This window comes from Kitasatospora sp. NPDC096147, from assembly GCF_044763225.1.
GTDB lineage: Bacteria > Actinomycetota > Actinomycetes > Streptomycetales > Streptomycetaceae > Kitasatospora.
Map to the genome: position 1 here is coordinate 313,603 of NZ_JBIWFX010000008.1, position 15,832 is coordinate 329,434.

At 74.4% G+C, this 15,832-nt stretch carries 17 protein-coding genes and 1 tRNA gene; 5 read left to right on the forward strand and 13 right to left on the reverse strand.

All coding sequences use genetic code 11. The features are described from left to right. Positions 1 to 105: 105 nt before the first annotated feature. Positions 106 to 882, reverse strand: a complete 777-nt coding sequence (uppS, locus tag ACIRBX_RS25480; RefSeq protein WP_402299775.1) for a polyprenyl diphosphate synthase — start codon at positions 880 to 882, stop codon at positions 106 to 108. 129 nt (positions 883 to 1,011) lie between these two features. On the opposite strand from uppS, the gene ACIRBX_RS25485 reads away from it, so the two are divergent. Further along, positions 1,012 to 2,082, forward strand: a complete 1,071-nt coding sequence (locus ACIRBX_RS25485) for a methyltransferase domain-containing protein (RefSeq protein ID WP_402299777.1) — start codon at positions 1,012 to 1,014, stop codon at positions 2,080 to 2,082. 155 nt (positions 2,083 to 2,237) lie between these two features. Continuing rightward, on the forward strand, positions 2,238 to 2,663 hold the full coding sequence (locus ACIRBX_RS25490; protein ID WP_402299778.1) for a hypothetical protein: 426 nt from the start codon (positions 2,238 to 2,240) through the stop codon (positions 2,661 to 2,663). 64 nt (positions 2,664 to 2,727) lie between these two features. Here the strand turns inward: ACIRBX_RS25490 and ACIRBX_RS25495 are convergent, their stop codons facing one another. Together ACIRBX_RS25495 and ACIRBX_RS25500 are read right to left on the reverse strand one after the other, a co-directional pair. Beyond that, positions 2,728 to 3,423, reverse strand: a complete 696-nt coding sequence (locus tag ACIRBX_RS25495) for a DJ-1/PfpI family protein (RefSeq protein WP_402299780.1) — start codon at positions 3,421 to 3,423, stop codon at positions 2,728 to 2,730. Positions 3,424 to 3,561: 138 nt separating this feature from the next. Then, positions 3,562 to 4,515, reverse strand: a complete 954-nt coding sequence (locus ACIRBX_RS25500) for a GlxA family transcriptional regulator (protein WP_402299782.1) — start codon at positions 4,513 to 4,515, stop codon at positions 3,562 to 3,564. A 319-nt stretch (positions 4,516 to 4,834) separates the two neighbouring features. On the opposite strand from ACIRBX_RS25500, the gene ACIRBX_RS25505 reads away from it, so the two are divergent. Continuing rightward, the gene (locus ACIRBX_RS25505) at positions 4,835 to 6,217 is read left to right on the forward strand and encodes an NAD(P)/FAD-dependent oxidoreductase (protein WP_402299784.1); all 1,383 of its coding nucleotides are present in this window, start codon (positions 4,835 to 4,837) and stop codon (positions 6,215 to 6,217) included. Positions 6,218 to 6,609: 392 nt separating this feature from the next. On the opposite strand, the gene ACIRBX_RS25510 is transcribed toward ACIRBX_RS25505, so the two are convergent. The 10 genes from ACIRBX_RS25510 to ACIRBX_RS25555 all read right to left on the reverse strand — a co-directional run bounded on the left by ACIRBX_RS25510 (position 6,610) and on the right by ACIRBX_RS25555 (position 14,380). Then, on the reverse strand, positions 6,610 to 6,891 hold the full coding sequence (locus ACIRBX_RS25510; protein ID WP_402299785.1) for a hypothetical protein: 282 nt from the start codon (positions 6,889 to 6,891) through the stop codon (positions 6,610 to 6,612). 194 nt (positions 6,892 to 7,085) lie between these two features. Continuing rightward, positions 7,086 to 8,468, reverse strand: coding sequence for an NAD(P)/FAD-dependent oxidoreductase (locus ACIRBX_RS25515; protein WP_402299787.1), 1,383 nt, complete (start codon positions 8,466 to 8,468; stop codon positions 7,086 to 7,088). 617 nt (positions 8,469 to 9,085) lie between these two features. Then, positions 9,086 to 9,159, reverse strand: a tRNA-Met gene (locus ACIRBX_RS25520). 15 nt (positions 9,160 to 9,174) lie between these two features. Continuing rightward, positions 9,175 to 9,771 carry a hypothetical protein gene (locus ACIRBX_RS25525; protein WP_402299789.1) on the reverse strand — a complete coding sequence of 199 codons (597 nt, stop codon included), beginning with the start codon at positions 9,769 to 9,771 and terminating at the stop codon, positions 9,175 to 9,177. Positions 9,772 to 9,914: 143 nt separating this feature from the next. After that, positions 9,915 to 10,808, reverse strand: coding sequence for a transporter substrate-binding domain-containing protein (locus ACIRBX_RS25530; RefSeq protein WP_402299791.1), 894 nt, complete (start codon positions 10,806 to 10,808; stop codon positions 9,915 to 9,917). 34 nt (positions 10,809 to 10,842) lie between these two features. Continuing rightward, on the reverse strand, positions 10,843 to 11,631 hold the full coding sequence (locus ACIRBX_RS25535; protein ID WP_402299793.1) for a hypothetical protein: 789 nt from the start codon (positions 11,629 to 11,631) through the stop codon (positions 10,843 to 10,845). Further along, the gene (locus ACIRBX_RS25540; protein ID WP_402299795.1) at positions 11,628 to 12,071 is read right to left on the reverse strand and encodes a hypothetical protein; all 444 of its coding nucleotides are present in this window, start codon (positions 12,069 to 12,071) and stop codon (positions 11,628 to 11,630) included. The genes ACIRBX_RS25535 and ACIRBX_RS25540 overlap by 4 nt, the downstream gene beginning before the upstream one ends. 234 nt (positions 12,072 to 12,305) lie before the next feature. Beyond that, complete coding sequence (locus ACIRBX_RS25545) at positions 12,306 to 13,193, reverse strand: hypothetical protein (RefSeq protein WP_402299895.1); 888 nt, start codon at positions 13,191 to 13,193, stop codon at positions 12,306 to 12,308. A 174-nt stretch (positions 13,194 to 13,367) separates the two neighbouring features. After that, a complete protein-coding gene (locus ACIRBX_RS25550; protein ID WP_402299796.1) occupies positions 13,368 to 13,994 on the reverse strand; it encodes an HAAS signaling domain-containing protein in 627 nt (208 codons plus the stop codon). Further along, on the reverse strand, positions 13,991 to 14,380 hold the full coding sequence (locus tag ACIRBX_RS25555) for a PadR family transcriptional regulator (RefSeq protein WP_402299798.1): 390 nt from the start codon (positions 14,378 to 14,380) through the stop codon (positions 13,991 to 13,993). Before ACIRBX_RS25555 ends, ACIRBX_RS25550 begins: the two co-directional genes overlap by 4 nt. A gap of 313 nt (positions 14,381 to 14,693) precedes the next feature. Here ACIRBX_RS25555 and ACIRBX_RS25560 point away from each other — a divergent pair, with 313 nt between their 5' ends. Both ACIRBX_RS25560 and ACIRBX_RS25565 read left to right on the forward strand, forming a co-directional pair. Next, on the forward strand, positions 14,694 to 15,101 hold the full coding sequence (locus tag ACIRBX_RS25560) for a hypothetical protein (RefSeq protein WP_402299800.1): 408 nt from the start codon (positions 14,694 to 14,696) through the stop codon (positions 15,099 to 15,101). 76 nt (positions 15,102 to 15,177) lie between these two features. Further along, entirely contained in the window at positions 15,178 to 15,822 is a 645-nt protein-coding gene (locus ACIRBX_RS25565; protein ID WP_402299803.1) for a hypothetical protein, read from the forward strand. Positions 15,823 to 15,832 lie beyond the last annotated feature (10 nt).

Genomic DNA, 15,832 nt, shown 5'->3' on the forward strand with positions numbered 1-15,832 from the left:
CCGTGGGGCGGTCCGCGCACATCGTACGACCTCCGGGACCGGATCGGTGCCGTCCGGTCACAACCCGCTGTACCGGTTCAGTCCGGCGTGTCCGGGCGGCTACACTCAGCCGCCGTACCGTCGGCTCCGGGCGGCGAACGCCCGTACCGCGCGCAGGAAGTCGACCTTCCGAAAGGCCGGCCAGTACGCCTCGCAGAAGTACAACTCCGCGTAAGCGGTCTGCCACAGAAGGAAGTTGGACAGGCGCTGTTCGCCGCTGGTGCGGATCACCAGATCCGGGTCCGGCTGCCCCGCCGTGTAGAGGTGACGCGCGATGTCCTCGGCCACCAGGCCGTCGGCCAGCTCTCGCACCGGCCGCCCGGTGCCCTCCAGTTCGTACAGCAAGTCACGGACCGCATCCACCAGCTCCTGCCGCCCGCCGTAGCCGACGGCCAGGGTGAGGTGCGCCCCGGTGGCGCACTCCCGGGTGTCCTCCACCGCCGCCTTCAGGGCCCGGGCGGTCGAGGCCGGCAGGGTATCCGGGTCTCCGGCCAGGTGCATCCGCCAGCGCGGGCGGGCACCGGGCAGCGCGGAGGCCAGCACCTCCTCGATGACCCGCATCAGGAACTCCACCTCGGCGGGCCCGCGCCGCTGGAGGTTCTCGGCCGAACAGACGAAGACCGTGACGTGCCCGATCCCCAACTCCTCGCACCAGTCGAGCATTTCCTGCACCCGCTCGGCCCCGTAGCGGTGCCCGAGCCGGGTGTCCGCAAGGCCGCGCTCGCGGGCCCACCGGCGGTTGCCGTCCATCACGATCCCGACGTGCGAGGGCAGCCGGGCCCCCGCCAACCCTCGGCGCAGACGGCGAGCGTAGAGGGCGTGGACGGGCTCCGCGAGGCGCATGGCAGGTCCTTTCGAAGGGCATGGCGGCAGCCGGCGGGCCGCCGCAGCGTGCATACTACGGACTGAATGACACGCGCCGCGTGCCAATCGCGACCACGGCCCCTCCGAGCGCCCCACCGGGAGCAGCCCATGCGCACCAACGACGCCCAGATGCTGGTGCTCACCGCCCTGGCGGACGGCCCGCTGCACGGCTACGCCGTCAACACCGCGATCGAGCGGATGACCGGCGCGAGACTCGGCCGGGGGAGCCTCTCCGGCGCCCTGACCAGGCTGCACGGCAAGGGCCTGGTCGAGTACCTGGACGGCGAAGGGCGTCGGCGCCCCCTCCGACTCACCCCGGCCGGACGGGAGTTGCTCACCGGCGAGGCCCGTTCGCTGGCCCGGGTGGCCGACCGGATCTTCGAGACCGCCGTCCCGAACCGGATCCACTACCAGGACCGGCTGGCCGCGACCGACCTGACCCGCGCCTACCGGCAGACTGCCCTCACCTCACTGGACCTCCGCCCCGGCCACCACGTGCTGGACCTCGGCTGCGGCCCGGGCACCGGCCTGTCCCCGCTCGACGCAGCCACCGGCCCCACCGGGCGGGTGATCGGCATCGACCACGACCCGGCGATGGTCCGCGAGGCACGCGACCGGACCGCCGCACTCCGGTCAACGACCGTCCTCCAGGCTGACGTTCACGCCCTGCCGCTGCCCGCGCAGTCCGTCGACCGCATCCGCACCGACCGCCTGCTCCAGCACGTGGCGGACGTACCACGGGTGCTGGCGGAGGCCGTGCGGGTGCTGCGACCCGGCGGACTGCTGGTGGCGGCCGAGCCCGACTGGGAGACACTGGCCGTGGACCACCCGGACCCCGCGCTGCCCCGCGCGTACACCCGGCACCTGTGCGAACGGATCGTGCGCAACCCGACCGTCGGGCGCCAACTCCCCCGGCTGGCAGGAGACCTGGGCATGGCCGCACCCTCGGTGATCCCCGTCACCTCGGTCTTCCGGGACGTCCGGACCGCCGACCGGGTGCTGGGCCTCCAGCGCAACACCGAACGGGCCGTCAGCTCGGGCCACTTCACCCGGGCACAGGCCGACGCCTGGCTCTCCCACCTCGCCCGGGGCCCGTTCCTGGCCACCGTCACGCTCCTCGTGGTCACCATCGGAGCCGGCCCCGCCACCACGACCACCGCCCTCGACGACACCGCGTGAGGTAGCCCGGCGGAAACGGCCCGTCCACCCCGGTAGCCCTGGGTGTTCACCCGGCTACCTTGCGTGTGACGCTCCACACAGTGATGATCCGCGCACGGTGTGCAAGACTCGCCCCGTTGGGCCAAAAGCCTTCGATTCCTAGGGAGTACACCGCTATGCGCACCCGCATCGCAGCCGCTGCTGTCGGTATGACCGCCCTTCTCGCCGTGCCCGCCACGGCCTCCGCCGCCCCGGCGACGACCCCGGGCGTGACCGCCGGCCCGGTCAGCTGCGCCACCGACGCCTCCTTCGCGGGCAATCCCTGCGTCTGGCAGGAGCGCGACGCCGCCGGGTTGGCCGGGGTCGCGCGGCTGATCCCGACGGCCGGCCTGCCGGTGGTGGCCAAGGTGGAGCTCAAGACCCAGCGCGCCTGGGGCAGCCCGTGGGTGACGGTGTCCTCGACCACCGCCCTGCACGCCGGCCCGGCGCTGCTGACCACTCCGAAGGTGGTCACCAACGAGCTGAGCATCGTCTGCGTCACCACCACGCCCGCCCTCTCGCCGGGTCAGCAGTCCACCCTCTGCACCCACCCGTCCGCCTGACCGGTCGGCGGCGCGTCCGGCCCTCCCCCGTGCCGCCGGACGCGCCGCCGCTCCTCCCGCCGCCTCAGCCGCGCGGGCCGGCCCCCGCCCTGGCCGCCGCCAACGGCGAGGCCGGATCGATCAGCGCGGGATCCACCTCGACCCCTGCTGCCCGGACGGCGGCCACCACCTCGGCCGGAGCCGTGGCCAACGAACCTGCCCGGTAGGGCGGTTGGGGGTCGTACTCGGTGATCAGCTGGATCGCCTCGGCCACCGCGTCCCCGGCGATCCGCCCCGCCAGGTGCAGCCCCAGATCGATCCCGGCCGAAACCCCGGCGGCGGTCGCGTACTTGCCGTCGAAGACCACCCGCTCCTCGGTCGGCACGGCCCCGAACCGGGCCAGCGTGTCGTGGGCCACCCAGTGCGTGGTGGCCCGCCGCCCCGCCAGCAGGCCGGCGGCACCCAGCAGCAGCGAGCCGGAGCAGACCGAGGTGGTCCAGGTGGTGGCCGCATCGGCCCGGCGCACCCAGTCGAGCACCTGGGGGTCCGTCAGGACCGCCTCGGTGCCGGGCCCACCCGGGACCAGCAGCAGGTCCGGGGCCGTCACCTCCGACAGCGCGGCGTCGGCCACCAGGGCCAGACTGCCCTGGTCGTTCCGGACCGGGCCGGGCCGGACGGCGGTGAACACCACCTCCGCACCGGGGATCCGGCCGAGGACCTCGTACGGGCCCACCGCGTCCAGCGTGGTGAAGTCGTCGTAGAGCAGGATGGCGATCTTCATGGGTCTCTCTCTTCCTTCCGAACGGTTCATCAGGGCACACGGGGAACCAGGGAGTCGGGGTGGGGAGCCGAACGGCGCACGCATCTCCGGGGCCGACGGCCGCAGGAACGAGGGGTCCTGACGACGCCTCGGCCCGGCTCAGGCCGGATCGCCCGCGAACTTGCGGCGGTACTCCCCCGGCGTGACCGCCAGGGTCCGGGCGAAGGCCCGGCGCATCGACTCGGCGGAGCCGTAGCCGCACGCCCGGGCGACCTCCTCGATGCCGTCCCGCCCCTCCTCCAGCCGGCGCCGGGCCGCCTCCAGCCGGACCCCGTCGACGTAGCGACCGGGTGTGACGCCGACCTCCGCCGCGAAGGCACGGGCGAAGTGACGGGGCGACAGCGCGACCCGGTCGGCCAGCGCGGGCACCGAGAGGTCGGCCCCGGGGTGCTCGGCGATCCACTGCTGGAGCTCGCGCAGCGGCTGCCGCTCGGCCAGCTGCGCGGAGAGCTGCACCGAGAACTGCGCCTGACCACCGGGGCGGCGCAGGAACATCACCAGGTGCCGGGCGATGGTCAGTGCCACCTCCCGGCCGTGGTCCTCCTCCACCAGGGCCAGTGCCAGGTCGATCCCCGCCGTCACCCCGGCCGAGGTGGCGATCCGGCCGTCCCGCACGTAGATCGGCTCCGGGTCCACCTCGACGTCCGGGAAGCGGCGGGCCAGCGCATCGCAGTACGACCAGTGCGTGGTGGCCCGGCGACCCGCCAGCAGGCCGGCCTCGGCGAGCAGGAACGCCCCGGTGCAGACCGAGGCCACCCGCTCGGCCCCGGCAGCGAGTTCGGCGATCCGCCGGACCAGCGCCGGGGCCGGCCGCAGGGTGCCCCGGCCACCGGGCACCAGCAGGGTGTGCGGCGGCTCGGCCTCGGCCAGGTCACCGTCGGGCAGCAGCCGCAGCCCGCTGCCGGAGCGCACCGGCCCCCCGCCGAGCACGGCGGTGCTCAACCGGTACCCGGGCGATGCCCCGGCCGCCCCGGCGAACACCTCCAACGGCCCGGTGGCGTCCAGGCTCTGCACGTCCTCGAAGAGGACCACCAGCACGCTGCGCTGTTCCATGCCGTCAGCCTCTCAACGCGGACGGTCCGTCAGCAATGACGCGCTTCCCACCTTTTCTGCCGTGGCCGCCCGGAAGGGCACCGGCCCCCGGGCCCGGAGGTCATCCGCCGCTCCGGGGGCATCCGACCGTCGCCCGGCCCGACCGTCCCCCGGTCCGGGGTCCGCCGCTCCCGGCGCGCGCCGACCGCCGGTCAGCGCCGGTCCTGCGCCCCTGCACGCCTTCAGCCCGCCCTTGATCGCCCCCAGGGCCGCGCGGTGAAGTGGTGCTCGAACGGCGACCCGACCGGGAGGCCGTCGGCCCGACGAGCGGGGGAACGGCATGACGGACGCTGGCAAGGGCACCGGATCCACCGCCGGAGGCCCGGGCTGGCAGCGGGCCGTGGTGATCGGCGGCGGCTACGCCGGTCTACTGGCGGCCCGCGCGCTGGCCGACCACTTCACCGAGGTGGTGGTGCTGGAGCGGGACGTGGTGGGCCGGGAGACCGGTGCCCACCCGAGTGCCCCGCAGGCGTACCACGCGCACGCGATGCTGGCCAAGGGCGCGGAGATGTTGGAACGTCTCTTCCCGGGCCTGCGCCAGGAGTTGGAGGAGATCGGCGCCCCGGTCTTCGACTACGGGGAGCGGATCAGCTTCCTGCTGCCCACCGGCTACGCCACCCGCACGACCACCGGGGTGTGGGTGCAGTCCTTCACCCGGGACGAGCTGGAGCGCAGGATCAGGGGGCGGGTGCTCGACCTGGCGCCCGTCCGGGTGCTCGGCGGGGCCCGGGTGTCGGGCCTGGGCACGGGCCCGGGCGGACGGGTCGACCGGGTGCGCTACCGCGTCGAGGACGGCCAGGAGTCCGAGATCGCCGCCGACCTGGTGGTGGACGCCTCCGGCCGCAGCACCTCGATCGACGACTGGCTCGCCGGAGCCGGGCTGCCGGTCTCGGCGCGGACCACGGTGAAGGCGAAGATCACCTACACCACGATGGTCTTCGACCGCACCGCCGAGGAGAAGGACTACGACCTCGCCTACCAGATGACCTTCGCCCCCTCGGTCCGGCGCGGCGGGGCGATGCTCGCGGTGGAGCACGGCCGCTGGGTCTGTTCCCTGTTCGGCTTCGAACAGCACCCGCCCACCGATCCGGACGGCTTCCTGGAGTACGCCCGCAGTCTGGAGAACCCGCGCCTGGCCGAGCAGATCGCCCGCCGCACCCGCCACGACGAGCTGCACCGCTACACCAACCCCGGCAGCACCTGGCGCCGGCACCACCGCAACCCCGGCTGGCCGGACGGACTGATCGCGATCGGCGACGCCCTCTGCGTCTTCAACCCGGTCTACGGCCAGGGCCTGACCGTCGCCGCCATCGAGGCCGTCGCCCTCGGTGCGCTGCTGCGCAGGCGGCGTACGGCCGGCACCGCCCTGACCGGCCTGAGCCGGGACTACCTGCGGGCTGCGGCGACCATCATCAAGGTGCCGTGGTCGCTCTCCACCACCTCCGACCTGATGTGGACCCCGGCCGGCCAGCCGGCCGCAGCCCGCTTCGCGCACTGGTACAACCAACAGGTCTTCGCACTGGCCCGGCACGACAGCGACGTCTGGACCCGCTTCGTGAAGGTGGCCAACATGACCGCCCCGTCGTCCCTCCTGATGCACCCCTCGGTCCTCGCCAAGATCGCCCGACGGGCCGTCACTCGCCGCCCCGCACCGGCCTCCTGACGCCGTCCCGGTCCGCACCGGAGACTTGTCCCCTTGACGGGCGCGGCTGTGACACAGTTCGGCTCCGCCGCAGGGGCGAGCGTCGTCGGACGGCCCCTCCTGCCCGTCGCCTGTCGGGGAGGCCGCGTGTCCCGGCGGCGCCGAGAAGGGGAACCTCCCGGTGCCTTCCGGCCGGAGGCTCGGGGAGGGGCCGTGCGGAGCAGCGGCGACCGACGCGAAGCCGATGACGGCCCCTCCTGCCCCGGACCGGCGTGTACTCCGACCGACCGCCCGGCCCCGTCAAGGAGACGGCGCCCGGCCGGGTGGGGCTCCCTGGCCACCCCCGTGGGTCAGGGGGCCCCACCCGTACGAGCGGTCCGACCGACCACCCGCGCCGGACGGCCGACGGGCCGTCAGAGCGAGTCGCCGACCCAGTCCCACTTGGCCGGGGCCGCCGGACGCGGCTCGTAGTGCGCCCGGCCGCCGGGGCCGTGCGCACCGAGCTCCGTCACCAGGGCCGCCCCCGCCGACAGTTCGTCCTCGGCCAGGCCCGTGACGTCGAACAGCAGCCCGTCCAGCGGACCCCCGACCAACTCCCGGTAGACCCGTCCGGGCAGCGGCCCCTGGTCGTCGGCACCGTGGTCGGCGCCGTACACCCGCCCCCGTAGCAACAGCTCCTCGTCGTGTTCGTCCATCCCACCATCCTGCCGCGCCCCACCGACAGCGCGGGCGGACCGCCCCCCGACGACCCGCCCGGCACCACCCCGGACGCCGTCCCCCGACCGACCCCGGAGCCGGACTCGGCCCCGGCCCCGGGCTCGGCCGCAGACCTGGCCCCCGGCCCGCCCCCCGGCAGCTCTCCCCACCCCCGGAGCCGACGCCGCGCCGCTCAGGTCGCCGAGGCCCCCGCCTGCGGAGCGGGCCGCGCCGACGGCCTGGTGGGCCGCCCGGTCGGCCGGGGCCGCAGCACCTGGCCCAGCACCTTCCGGCCGAACAGCCGCTGCGGCGGCGCCTGCAGGTTGGCCACCGCGAGGAACTCCCGCCCGGTGGCGGCGTCCTCGGCAGCGGCCCGGTGCAGCCGGCCGACGTACCAGTTGAGCAGCTTCACCCGCAGGGTGCGCTTGCCCTCCACGAACGGGTACCGCAGGTCGGCCCCCACCGACATGTCCCACGGCACGTCGGTGACCTGCGCCGCGCGCCGGAAGAACTCCTTCGCCGCCGCCGCCCCGCGCAGCCGTCCGAAGACCTCGCGCAGCGCCTCCGCCTGGCAGGCCGCCGCCGTCATGCCCTGGCCGTAGGTCGGGTTGAACTGGCAGATCGCGTCACCGAAGACCAGGTAGCCCTCCGGCATCCGCTCCACCCGCTCGTAGCGGCGGCGGATGGAGACCGGGATGCGCATCAACTTCGGTGCGGTGACCGGCTCCAGACGCTCCAACAGCCGGTGCAGCTCCGGCGAGGCCAGCCGCTCGGCGAAGGCCAGGTACCCCTCCGGGTCCACGGCCGGGTGGTCGCCGTTCATGCCGAACATGGTGACCAGCCAGCGCTCCCCCTCCGCGCTCAGCGCCACCCCGCCGCGCGGGATCGTCCCGGTGGCACCGACCACGTACGCGTCGGCGCCCACCTCGCCCGGCCGGCGCCGGTACTCGCGGGAGACGTAGACCACCTTGGAGTCGATCCGCTCCTCCGGGGCCGGCCGGTAGCCGAGCGCCCGCAGCCACGCCTCGCCCCGGTTGCTCCGGCCGGTGGAGTCGACGAACAGATCGGCCGTCAGCTCCTCCGGCTCCGCGTTCACCTCCAGCACCCGGACCCCGGTGATCCGGCCCCCGCTCGCATCGGCGACCGGCTCCAGCACCTCGCAGCGGTCCCGCAGCTCCACCCCCGGCAGCGCCGCCACCCGCGAGCGCAGGTACCGCTCCAGGGCCGGGCGGCTGACCAGCAGGCAGGGCAGGCCGGAGTGCGCCTGCTTCATCTCGTAGCCGTCGTTGAACCAGCGCACGTCCGCCTGCGCGTCCCGGACCAACGCCCCTTCCCCCACCAGGTCCTCGCCGAGCCCAGGGAACAGCTCCTCCAGCACCTGGAAGCCCTTGGCCAGCATGCCGTGCGCGTGCCCGCTCTGCGGCACCCCCCGCCGGACCGCCGCCTTCTCCGGCAGCGCGTCGCGGTCGACCACGGTCACCCGCCCGTACGTCTCCGACAGCACCCGGGCCGCGAGCAGCCCACCGATCCCAGCCCCTGCGACGACCGCGTGCCCGCCGCTCTTCCCACCCGTCATGCCGTCCTCCTCGTCGTGCGCCTGCCGGAACGAGCATGGCCGGGGCGACTTGACGACGAATTGCCGTCCGCTTGTCGGGTCCGCGGCCCCGGCCCGCTCCCGCTTCCTCCCGCGCCGTCACCCCTGACCCGGTCGCCGCGCCGACGCGTCGAGGCGCCCCGTACCCCACCTGACCGGCCGTCAGACCCGGCGGCGTCCGGACGTCCCGACGACTCCCCCACCTGGCCGCACCGACCGGTCACTTCATCAGACCACCGGCCCCGAATGTCGACAAGGGAGCGTGCAGACCCTCCCGCGCGCGCCCCCTGGCCGGCCACCTCGGCCTGCGGGCCCCGCCGCTTCCCCCACCCGTCGTCCGAGCGGGCACACCGCTCCGCCCACCCCCGCACAGCCCATTCGGGCGGCGTTCCACCGGAACCCGTCCGGGGGACGGCAGTCGGCTGCCCGGATCCGCAGCAGCCCGTTCGCGCCCGGGAATCCTCCGGTCCGGGGCTTCGGCATCGCCACCGGCCGGCTCGACGAGATCGCCCGCTGAGGGACGCCCCCACCGGGGCACCCGGCACACGAAGAAGCCCGGTTCGGACCCACAGTGTGGGTCCGAACCGGGCTTCTCTTCGTAGCGGGGACAGGATTTGAACCTGCGACCTCTGGGTTATGAGCCCAGCGAGCTACCGAGCTGCTCCACCCCGCGTCGGTGAACACGACACTACGCCATCCCCCCACGAACGCGAAATCCGTTATCCCCGCACCGCCGGCCGACCGCGGCGAGCGCACTGCGCCGGATGAGGCCGACCCCCGGGCGGATCAGGAACCAGTACCCCGCGAACAGCCGCGCGGCCCGGACGTCCGTCCCCCGGATCCGGGTCTCGGTCACCAGCCGCGAACCGGTCCCCTGCGCGACCACCCGGTGGGAGATCACCGCCTTCGCGTACCCGGGCTCCTCGAAGGCCAGGAAGCCCCCGGCGTCCCGCACCGCCCCGGCCCCCTGCGGCACCGGACGCCAGAACCGCGCGACCCGCCCCAGCACCAGCGCCCGCCCCGGCTCCTCCGCCAGCACCACCCACCGGCCGTCCCGCCGGAACAGCTCGGCCAGCGGCACCGACCGGTCCAGCAGATCGGGCCCCTTCCCGCGCAGTCGGGACGGCAGCGTCCGCAGCGCCAACAACGCGCGCGGCAGCGGGAGTTCGTCCAAGGTCACGGCCTGCAGGGCCGCCCAGACCCGCTCGGGCGGCGCGGCGACGGTGATGCCGTGCACCACCCGCCGGCCGTACTCGGGAAGGAACCGGTCGAGCAGTTCGTCCATCGCCACACCCCCACGGAGAGCACACCCGCCTCGACTCCGGCCAGCATGACCCGCCCGCAGCCCCGGCCACGACCCCCTCCGGGGGTACTCCCCGGGGAGGGGGGCGATCCGGCCACCGTACGGAGCGCAGGGCGCGGCGGGGCTCACTTCGCGGGCGCGCCCTGCGGGCTGTCGCGGCAGGACAGGGCGTCGATCTCGTCCGAGGTCGGGTGGGCCTCGTTGCGCTTGTCCGTCGGCACGTCGGGCAGGTTCAGCTGGAAGTCGCGGTCCCAGTCGTTGCCCTCGATGTAGGCCTTGAGCGCCGCCTTCGCGAGCTCGCAGTCCTTCCGGTGCCCCTTGGCGAAGGCGATGCCGTAGTCGTTGAGCGCGCCAAACCCGATCCCCACCGGGACCAGCAGGGACGGGTCGGCGTGCATGAATCCGTAGAGGATCAGCTGGTCGGTGGAGACCGCGTCGACGTCCCCCCGCTTCAGGGCGTCGACGCAGGTCTTCGCGTCCTCCATCTCGGCCTTCCGGATCTGCTGGTAGGCGGGCTTGTCCAGCTCGGTGGCCGAGGTGGTGCTCCGCCAGACGCAGACGAGCGCCCCGTTGAGGTCCTCCAGCCGCTTGTACCGGTCCCGGTCGGCGGCCCGGATGAGCATGCCCTGCTGCCCGGAGGCGTAGGGCCCCACGAAGTCGAGCCCGTCGCCGCCCTCCGAGAGCGGCTTCATCCGCTGGGCGGTGATCGAGAAGGTGGCCGCCACCAGGTCGAGCTTCCCCTTCTGCAGCTTGGGGGCGCGGTCCTTGGAGAGCACCCCGGTGAAGTCGGGCGGCTCGCTGCCGACCCGGTTCAGGACCTCCCGGGCCACCGTGATGTCCAGCCCGGCGAACTCACCGGCGTGCACCTCGAAGCCCGTGCCGGGCTGGTCGTTCTTGGCCCCGACCAGGACCTGCTCCCCCTTGGCGAACAGCGACGGCGGCTCGTCCGTACCGCAGCCCGCCGCGGCGAGCACGACGGCCACCGCCACGGCGGAGACCCGAACTGCACGTGCCCGCACCCGACTCGTCCTCATCTGCCCTCCCGGTCCCGCGTCAGTCGTTGTAGAGCGTCCCGCTCACCTGAGCGATCCGCAGGGCGCAGTTCGGCCCGGTCTTCAGGGTGACGTCGAAGGCGACCGCCCCACCGCTGCCACGGATGTCGAACTCCGTGACGCTCTCGGCGGAGACCCGCTGCGCGTTCGGGGTGACCCCCGCCGTCGCGGTCGTCAGCACCACCGTCGTGTGGTGGACGCAGGTGGGCACGGTCGGATCGTGGTCGGCGACCGTCAGCCGCAGGCGCAGCCGGTCGCGGGCGGGTGCCGAGGCGGGGACCATCAGGGTCCAGGTGCCCCGCACGTCACCGTTCTCGGTACTGACCAGCGACTGGGTGCCCAGCACGTCGATCGCCACGGAGACCTGGCCGTTGCGCCGGACGTCCTCCAGGCCCGCCAGGGCGAGCAGTGAGAGGAGGAGGGCGGAGGCCAGCAGGAGCAGCGCCGCCCTGGACGGCCGGCCCGGGAGCGCGGCCGGCGCCGGCCGCGCCGCGCTCCGGGCCACCGTCCCGCCGACGACGCACAGGACCGCGAGCAGGAAGGCCGGGGCGAGGGTCAGGTAGAACAGGACGTACTGGCCCTGCGGCCCGCCCGGCCAGGACAGGACCGCGCGGACGGCGACGGCGACCACCGCCAGCAGGGGCAGCAGCACCACCAGGGGCAGCGGGTCGCCGTCGCGCACCCGGCCGAAGTTGAAGATGCTGTGGTCGCCGAAGCGGCTGCCGACGATCGTCTGGTCACCGGCCGAGGTGACGCTTGACGGTCCCTCCGATCCCGCGGGCTCCGTCATCGGCCGTCGCCGAAGTTCACCGTGGTGTTGTCGCCGAAGGTGGCACCGACGATGGTGCGGTCCCCGGTCGAGGTGATGGTGGTCCGACTGCCGGGCGCCGGGGCCCGGACGAGCTCCACCAGGCGGTCCTGGGCGAGGGCCTCCGCCGTCCGTTCGCCCAGCCAGGCGGCCAGTGCCTCGGCGAGGCGGCGGCGGTCCTCCTCGCCCAGCCCGGTGAGCAGCCGGTCCACCCGGGTCTCGTCGAGCTGGTGGCTCTCCAGGACCTCGGCGACCTCCTCGGAGCGGCGTCCGAGGAGGCGGCGGAAGAAGCCCTGCCCGGCCTCCACCGTGCTGCCGGCGAGGCGCTGCGACGCCTCCTGGGCGAGCTGCGTCCCGAAGGTGGTCGCCGCTACGGTGAAGTAGGGAGCGATGGCCGTGATGTCGGTGAGAAGTTCGGACATGAACGCTGTCCCCCCAGATGCGTCCGGTGACACGCTGATCGCGGTGTCGAGAGGATGCTAGCGATCCGGCGCCTCCGGCACATCAGACATACGGCTGGAAGTGGCCGAATTCCTTTGCCGGTACGGCCGTTGAGCACACCGGTGGGACCGCTGGGGCCGCTGTGGCCACCGTTTCGCTCTCGGGTGCGGCGAGTCCGCCAGAGGGGGCGACCGACGCCTGCCGCCGACGCGCCGTCAGGCGATGGCCGCCTCCAGGGCCGACCGCAGGCGGTCGTAGCCCGGGGCGAGCCGGCGGAGCCCGGCCGCCACGGCGGTGGTGTCGCCGACCACCACCGGGTGCTGGAGGGCGCCCAGCAGGCGGGCCTGGCCGGCGGCTTCGGCGGCGGCCCGTGAGAGGCCCGGTCCGTCCAGGCAGGCCGCCGCGTCCGCGAGCCGCCGGACACCGACCCGGACGCCGAAGTGCTGGAGCAGGTCGCGGACGCCGGCCGGCAGTCCGCCCTCGGCCTCGACCCGGTCGGCCAACGCCTCCAGGGCAGCCGCCCCACCCAGGCTGCCCGGCGGCATCGGCAGCTCCCGACGCCCCGTCAGCCACCGGACCGCGCCCGGTAGCGAGGCCCGCAGCGCCTCCGCCGCCCCGACCTCCCGCTCGCGGACGAAACCGGAGCGCATCCCGTACGGCTGGTCCGTGTAGGCGACCGACTTCGCCTCCCAGGCGGCGACGAAGTCCGCGACGGGCAGCGTCGCGTACGGGTGGCCGTGCGGGTCGTGGAGCAGCACGGTGTCGTCGTCCACCTCCAGGACCACCACGTAGTGGTCGCCGCCCTCCGCGTTCGGGGTGCCGGGCTGGTAGAGCAGCAGGCCCATGTCGACGGGGCCGGCCAGCACCGGGCCGCCGTCGGAGCAGGCGCGGCGCAGCCGTTCGACGGCCTCGGCGGCGGTGCCTCCGGAGGTGTGGTCGCAGCGCCACCCCAGCATGTCGATCGCGGCGTCCAGACCGAGCTCCGGGTCCCAGCCGTAGGGACAGAAGAACGGCAGCTCACCGGCGATCAGCTGGACGCCGAAGGCCGAGCCGGTGAGGGTCTCCAGCACGGTGACGGTGGGCGCCGAGGGGCCGAGCAGCATGGCGAGGGAGTTGGTGTAGCAGTACGGTCCGGAGCCGATGTAGCGGGAGTGTGCGGGCACGGGGGTTCCTGGTTCGTTCGGGGGTGCTGGTCGCTGACGGCCCTCATCGGACGGCCTGACACCGTGTCAGGGTCAACCCGCCACCCACCGCCGGTCAGGACCCGGCCGGACGGCTCAGGCCGGCGCGGCGGCGGCTCGCACCCGCGCGGCGGACCGGGCCAGCAGCACCACGGCGAGCACGGTCGGCACGAAGCCCACCGCGCAGCCCGCCAGCAGGCCGGCCGGGGTCAGGCCGGACCGGCCGGCCAGCGCCACCACGGCGATGGCCAGCGGTGCGACCAGGACGGGGCAGAGCAGGAGCAGCACGGCGCGCTTCTTCTCCCGGGCGGTCCAGACCGAGGACCGCGCGACCCGGGCGCCCGCGACGATCGCGGCGACCAGCGCGATGCCGGGGCCGACGGCCGGGACGAGGAGCAGCGGGAAGACCAGGGCGGCCAGCAGCAGGGTGGTGAGCGTCTGCCGGGTGCTCTCGGCCACCGGGCGGGCCCGACCCTCCTCGGCCAGCGCGGCGTCCGCGATCTGCCGGGGGGTGCCGAGGCGGTCCAGCACCCGTCGGACGGTGGGCTCGTCGGCACCCGCCCCGGTGCCGGCTTCGGAGAGCGCCACCTCGATGTGCTCGCCCAGGTCGGCGAGGAGTTCGCGCTGCCGGTCGCGCGGCAGGGTGGCGGTCAGCCGGGTGACTGCGTCGAGGAACTCGCGGACCAGCGGGTGGCCGTCGGGTCGAGCGGTCGGGTCGGTCATGAGGTCTCTCCCGGGGTGAGGACGTGGTCGACGGCTTCGCGGAAGGCGGGCCACAGTGCGGTGAACTCGTCCAGTGCGGTGCGGCCGGCCTCGGTCAGCGTGTAGTAGCGGCGGGACGGTCCGCTGGCGGAGTCCCGGAGGAAGGTGTCGGCGAGCCCCGCCCGGCGCAGGCGGGAGAGCAGGGGGTAGATGGTCCCCTGACTGGTCGCCAGGGTCGGGAAGCGGTCGAGCTCCTGGAGCAGTTCGACGCCGTAGCGCGGGGCGTCGCGCAGCAGCGCGAGGACGCAGTACTCCAGGACGCCCTTGCGCAGTTGGGTGGCGACCGCGCCGTCGGCCGACGGGTCGCCGCCGTCTCCCCCACCCGTCCGTGTGATGCCAGGTACCATGCACTGCAAGATAGCAGGCGAAGCAAGCATCCGCACCGACCGACGCCACCCGGAGGCGGCGGGCACGGCGAACACCCGTCGCCGGCGACCTGCTCGACGCCCGTCGGAGGATGACCGGGTGACCACCAGGGAACGCGCCCTCGACCTCGTCCGGTCCCACCACTTCGCCCTCCCGGCAGACCGCCTCGCCCGGGTCACACACCCCGGATCCGGGCCCGCCCCCGGGCACACCCCGACCGCGATCCCCCTGGACTACGGTGGATCTCGAACGACCGGTCCGACGGACCGACCGACCGTCAGGAGGGCGGATAGCGTGCCGACTTCGACCTTCGCCATCCGGCACGACCGGTGGTACGCCCCGATCGCCCGGATCACCGCCCTGCCGCCGCGCCGCTCCACGGTCACGCTCGACGCCTCAGTCGTCCGGGTCCGAATGGGCTGGGCCTTCCGGGCCGAGATCCCGATCGCCTCGATCACCGATGCCGCCCCGGACCGACGGCCGGTCAGCGGCTGGGGCGTGCACGGCTTCTCCGGCCGCTGGCTGGTCAACGGCTCCTCGCAGGGCATCATCGCCCTGCGGATCGACCCTCCGGTGTGCTGCCGGATGACCGGTCTGCCGCTGCGCCTGCGCGAACTGCGGGTCAGCCTGGACCGCCCCGAGGAGTTCCTCGACGCCCTGGCCGGCCTCGGTGTCACCGTCACCCGCAACCGGACCGGCTGACGGGGCGTCATCCACCGGAGCCCCCGGACACGAGACGGCGCACGGGGATGCCGACCGACTCGCCACGGGGGTTCCGATGGTCCTGTTCGTGATCTACGCCGCGCTGCCGGTGCTCTGCTGGGCGGTGATGGCCCGCACCCTCGACATCGGGGTGCCCGTCGGGCTGGCGCTGCTGATCGGGGCGGTGACGGTCTCCGGCCACAGCCTGGGACTGTGGACCTTCCGGGGCGCACCCGAGTGCTACCTCTGGTACGGACTGCTGGGCGGACCGCTGATCGTGGGTGCGGTGTACGCCGAGCGCCGGCTCCTGTCCGGCCCGCGAGCCGAGCCGAGGCCGCGCCGGGTCTCGGTCGCCACCGTGGTGTTCGGCATCCACTTCGGTGGTGTCGCCCTGCTGGCCGTGCCGGCCTGGGCGCTGATGTTCGGTCAGGCCGGCGGTGCGTACGGCGCGCCGCCGGACCTTCCCCCGGGGTTCTCGCTGAGCGCCGGGAGCCCGGAGGGCTGCGGGTCCAGTGTCTGCACCCGGTCCTGGGAGGTGCGCAGCGAGGCCGCGCTGCCGGCCGAGGAGATCGTCCGTCGGCTCGCCGTCGTCAAGGAGCCCTGCCGCCCCAACGGGTGGGTGCTGGACCGGCGCCCGCGCTGCCTGACGATCGACAGCCTGGACGGCCGGGTCCGGCTGTCGATCAGCATCGCCGACAACGACCTCGCGCTCCCGCGCTGACCTGGGGCGC

What these genes read in the sequence shown, in the direction of transcription:
- ACIRBX_RS25540 (WP_402299795.1), bottom strand. Translation starts at nt 12,071, where the DNA reads ATGTCCGAACTTCTCACCGACATCACGGCCATCGCTCCCTACTTCACC.
- ACIRBX_RS25510 (WP_402299785.1), bottom strand. Translation starts at nt 6,891, where the DNA reads ATGGACGAACACGACGAGGAGCTGTTGCTACGGGGGCGGGTGTACGGC.
- ACIRBX_RS25490 (WP_402299778.1), top strand. Translation starts at nt 2,238, where the DNA reads ATGCGCACCCGCATCGCAGCCGCTGCTGTCGGTATGACCGCCCTTCTC.
- ACIRBX_RS25535 (WP_402299793.1), bottom strand. Translation starts at nt 11,631, where the DNA reads ATGACGGAGCCCGCGGGATCGGAGGGACCGTCAAGCGTCACCTCGGCC.
- ACIRBX_RS25485 (WP_402299777.1), top strand. Translation starts at nt 1,012, where the DNA reads ATGCGCACCAACGACGCCCAGATGCTGGTGCTCACCGCCCTGGCGGAC.
- ACIRBX_RS25505 (WP_402299784.1), top strand. Translation starts at nt 4,835, where the DNA reads ATGACGGACGCTGGCAAGGGCACCGGATCCACCGCCGGAGGCCCGGGC.
- ACIRBX_RS25565 (WP_402299803.1), top strand. Translation starts at nt 15,178, where the DNA reads ATGGTCCTGTTCGTGATCTACGCCGCGCTGCCGGTGCTCTGCTGGGCG.
- ACIRBX_RS25515 (WP_402299787.1), bottom strand. Translation starts at nt 8,468, where the DNA reads ATGACGGGTGGGAAGAGCGGCGGGCACGCGGTCGTCGCAGGGGCTGGG.
- ACIRBX_RS25550 (WP_402299796.1), bottom strand. Translation starts at nt 13,994, where the DNA reads ATGACCGACCCGACCGCTCGACCCGACGGCCACCCGCTGGTCCGCGAG.
- ACIRBX_RS25500 (WP_402299782.1), bottom strand. Translation starts at nt 4,515, where the DNA reads ATGGAACAGCGCAGCGTGCTGGTGGTCCTCTTCGAGGACGTGCAGAGC.
- ACIRBX_RS25555 (WP_402299798.1), bottom strand. Translation starts at nt 14,380, where the DNA reads ATGGTACCTGGCATCACACGGACGGGTGGGGGAGACGGCGGCGACCCG.
- uppS (WP_402299775.1), bottom strand. Translation starts at nt 882, where the DNA reads ATGCGCCTCGCGGAGCCCGTCCACGCCCTCTACGCTCGCCGTCTGCGC.
- ACIRBX_RS25545 (WP_402299895.1), bottom strand. Translation starts at nt 13,193, where the DNA reads ATGCTGCTCGGCCCCTCGGCGCCCACCGTCACCGTGCTGGAGACCCTC.
- ACIRBX_RS25495 (WP_402299780.1), bottom strand. Translation starts at nt 3,423, where the DNA reads ATGAAGATCGCCATCCTGCTCTACGACGACTTCACCACGCTGGACGCG.
- ACIRBX_RS25525 (WP_402299789.1), bottom strand. Translation starts at nt 9,771, where the DNA reads ATGGACGAACTGCTCGACCGGTTCCTTCCCGAGTACGGCCGGCGGGTG.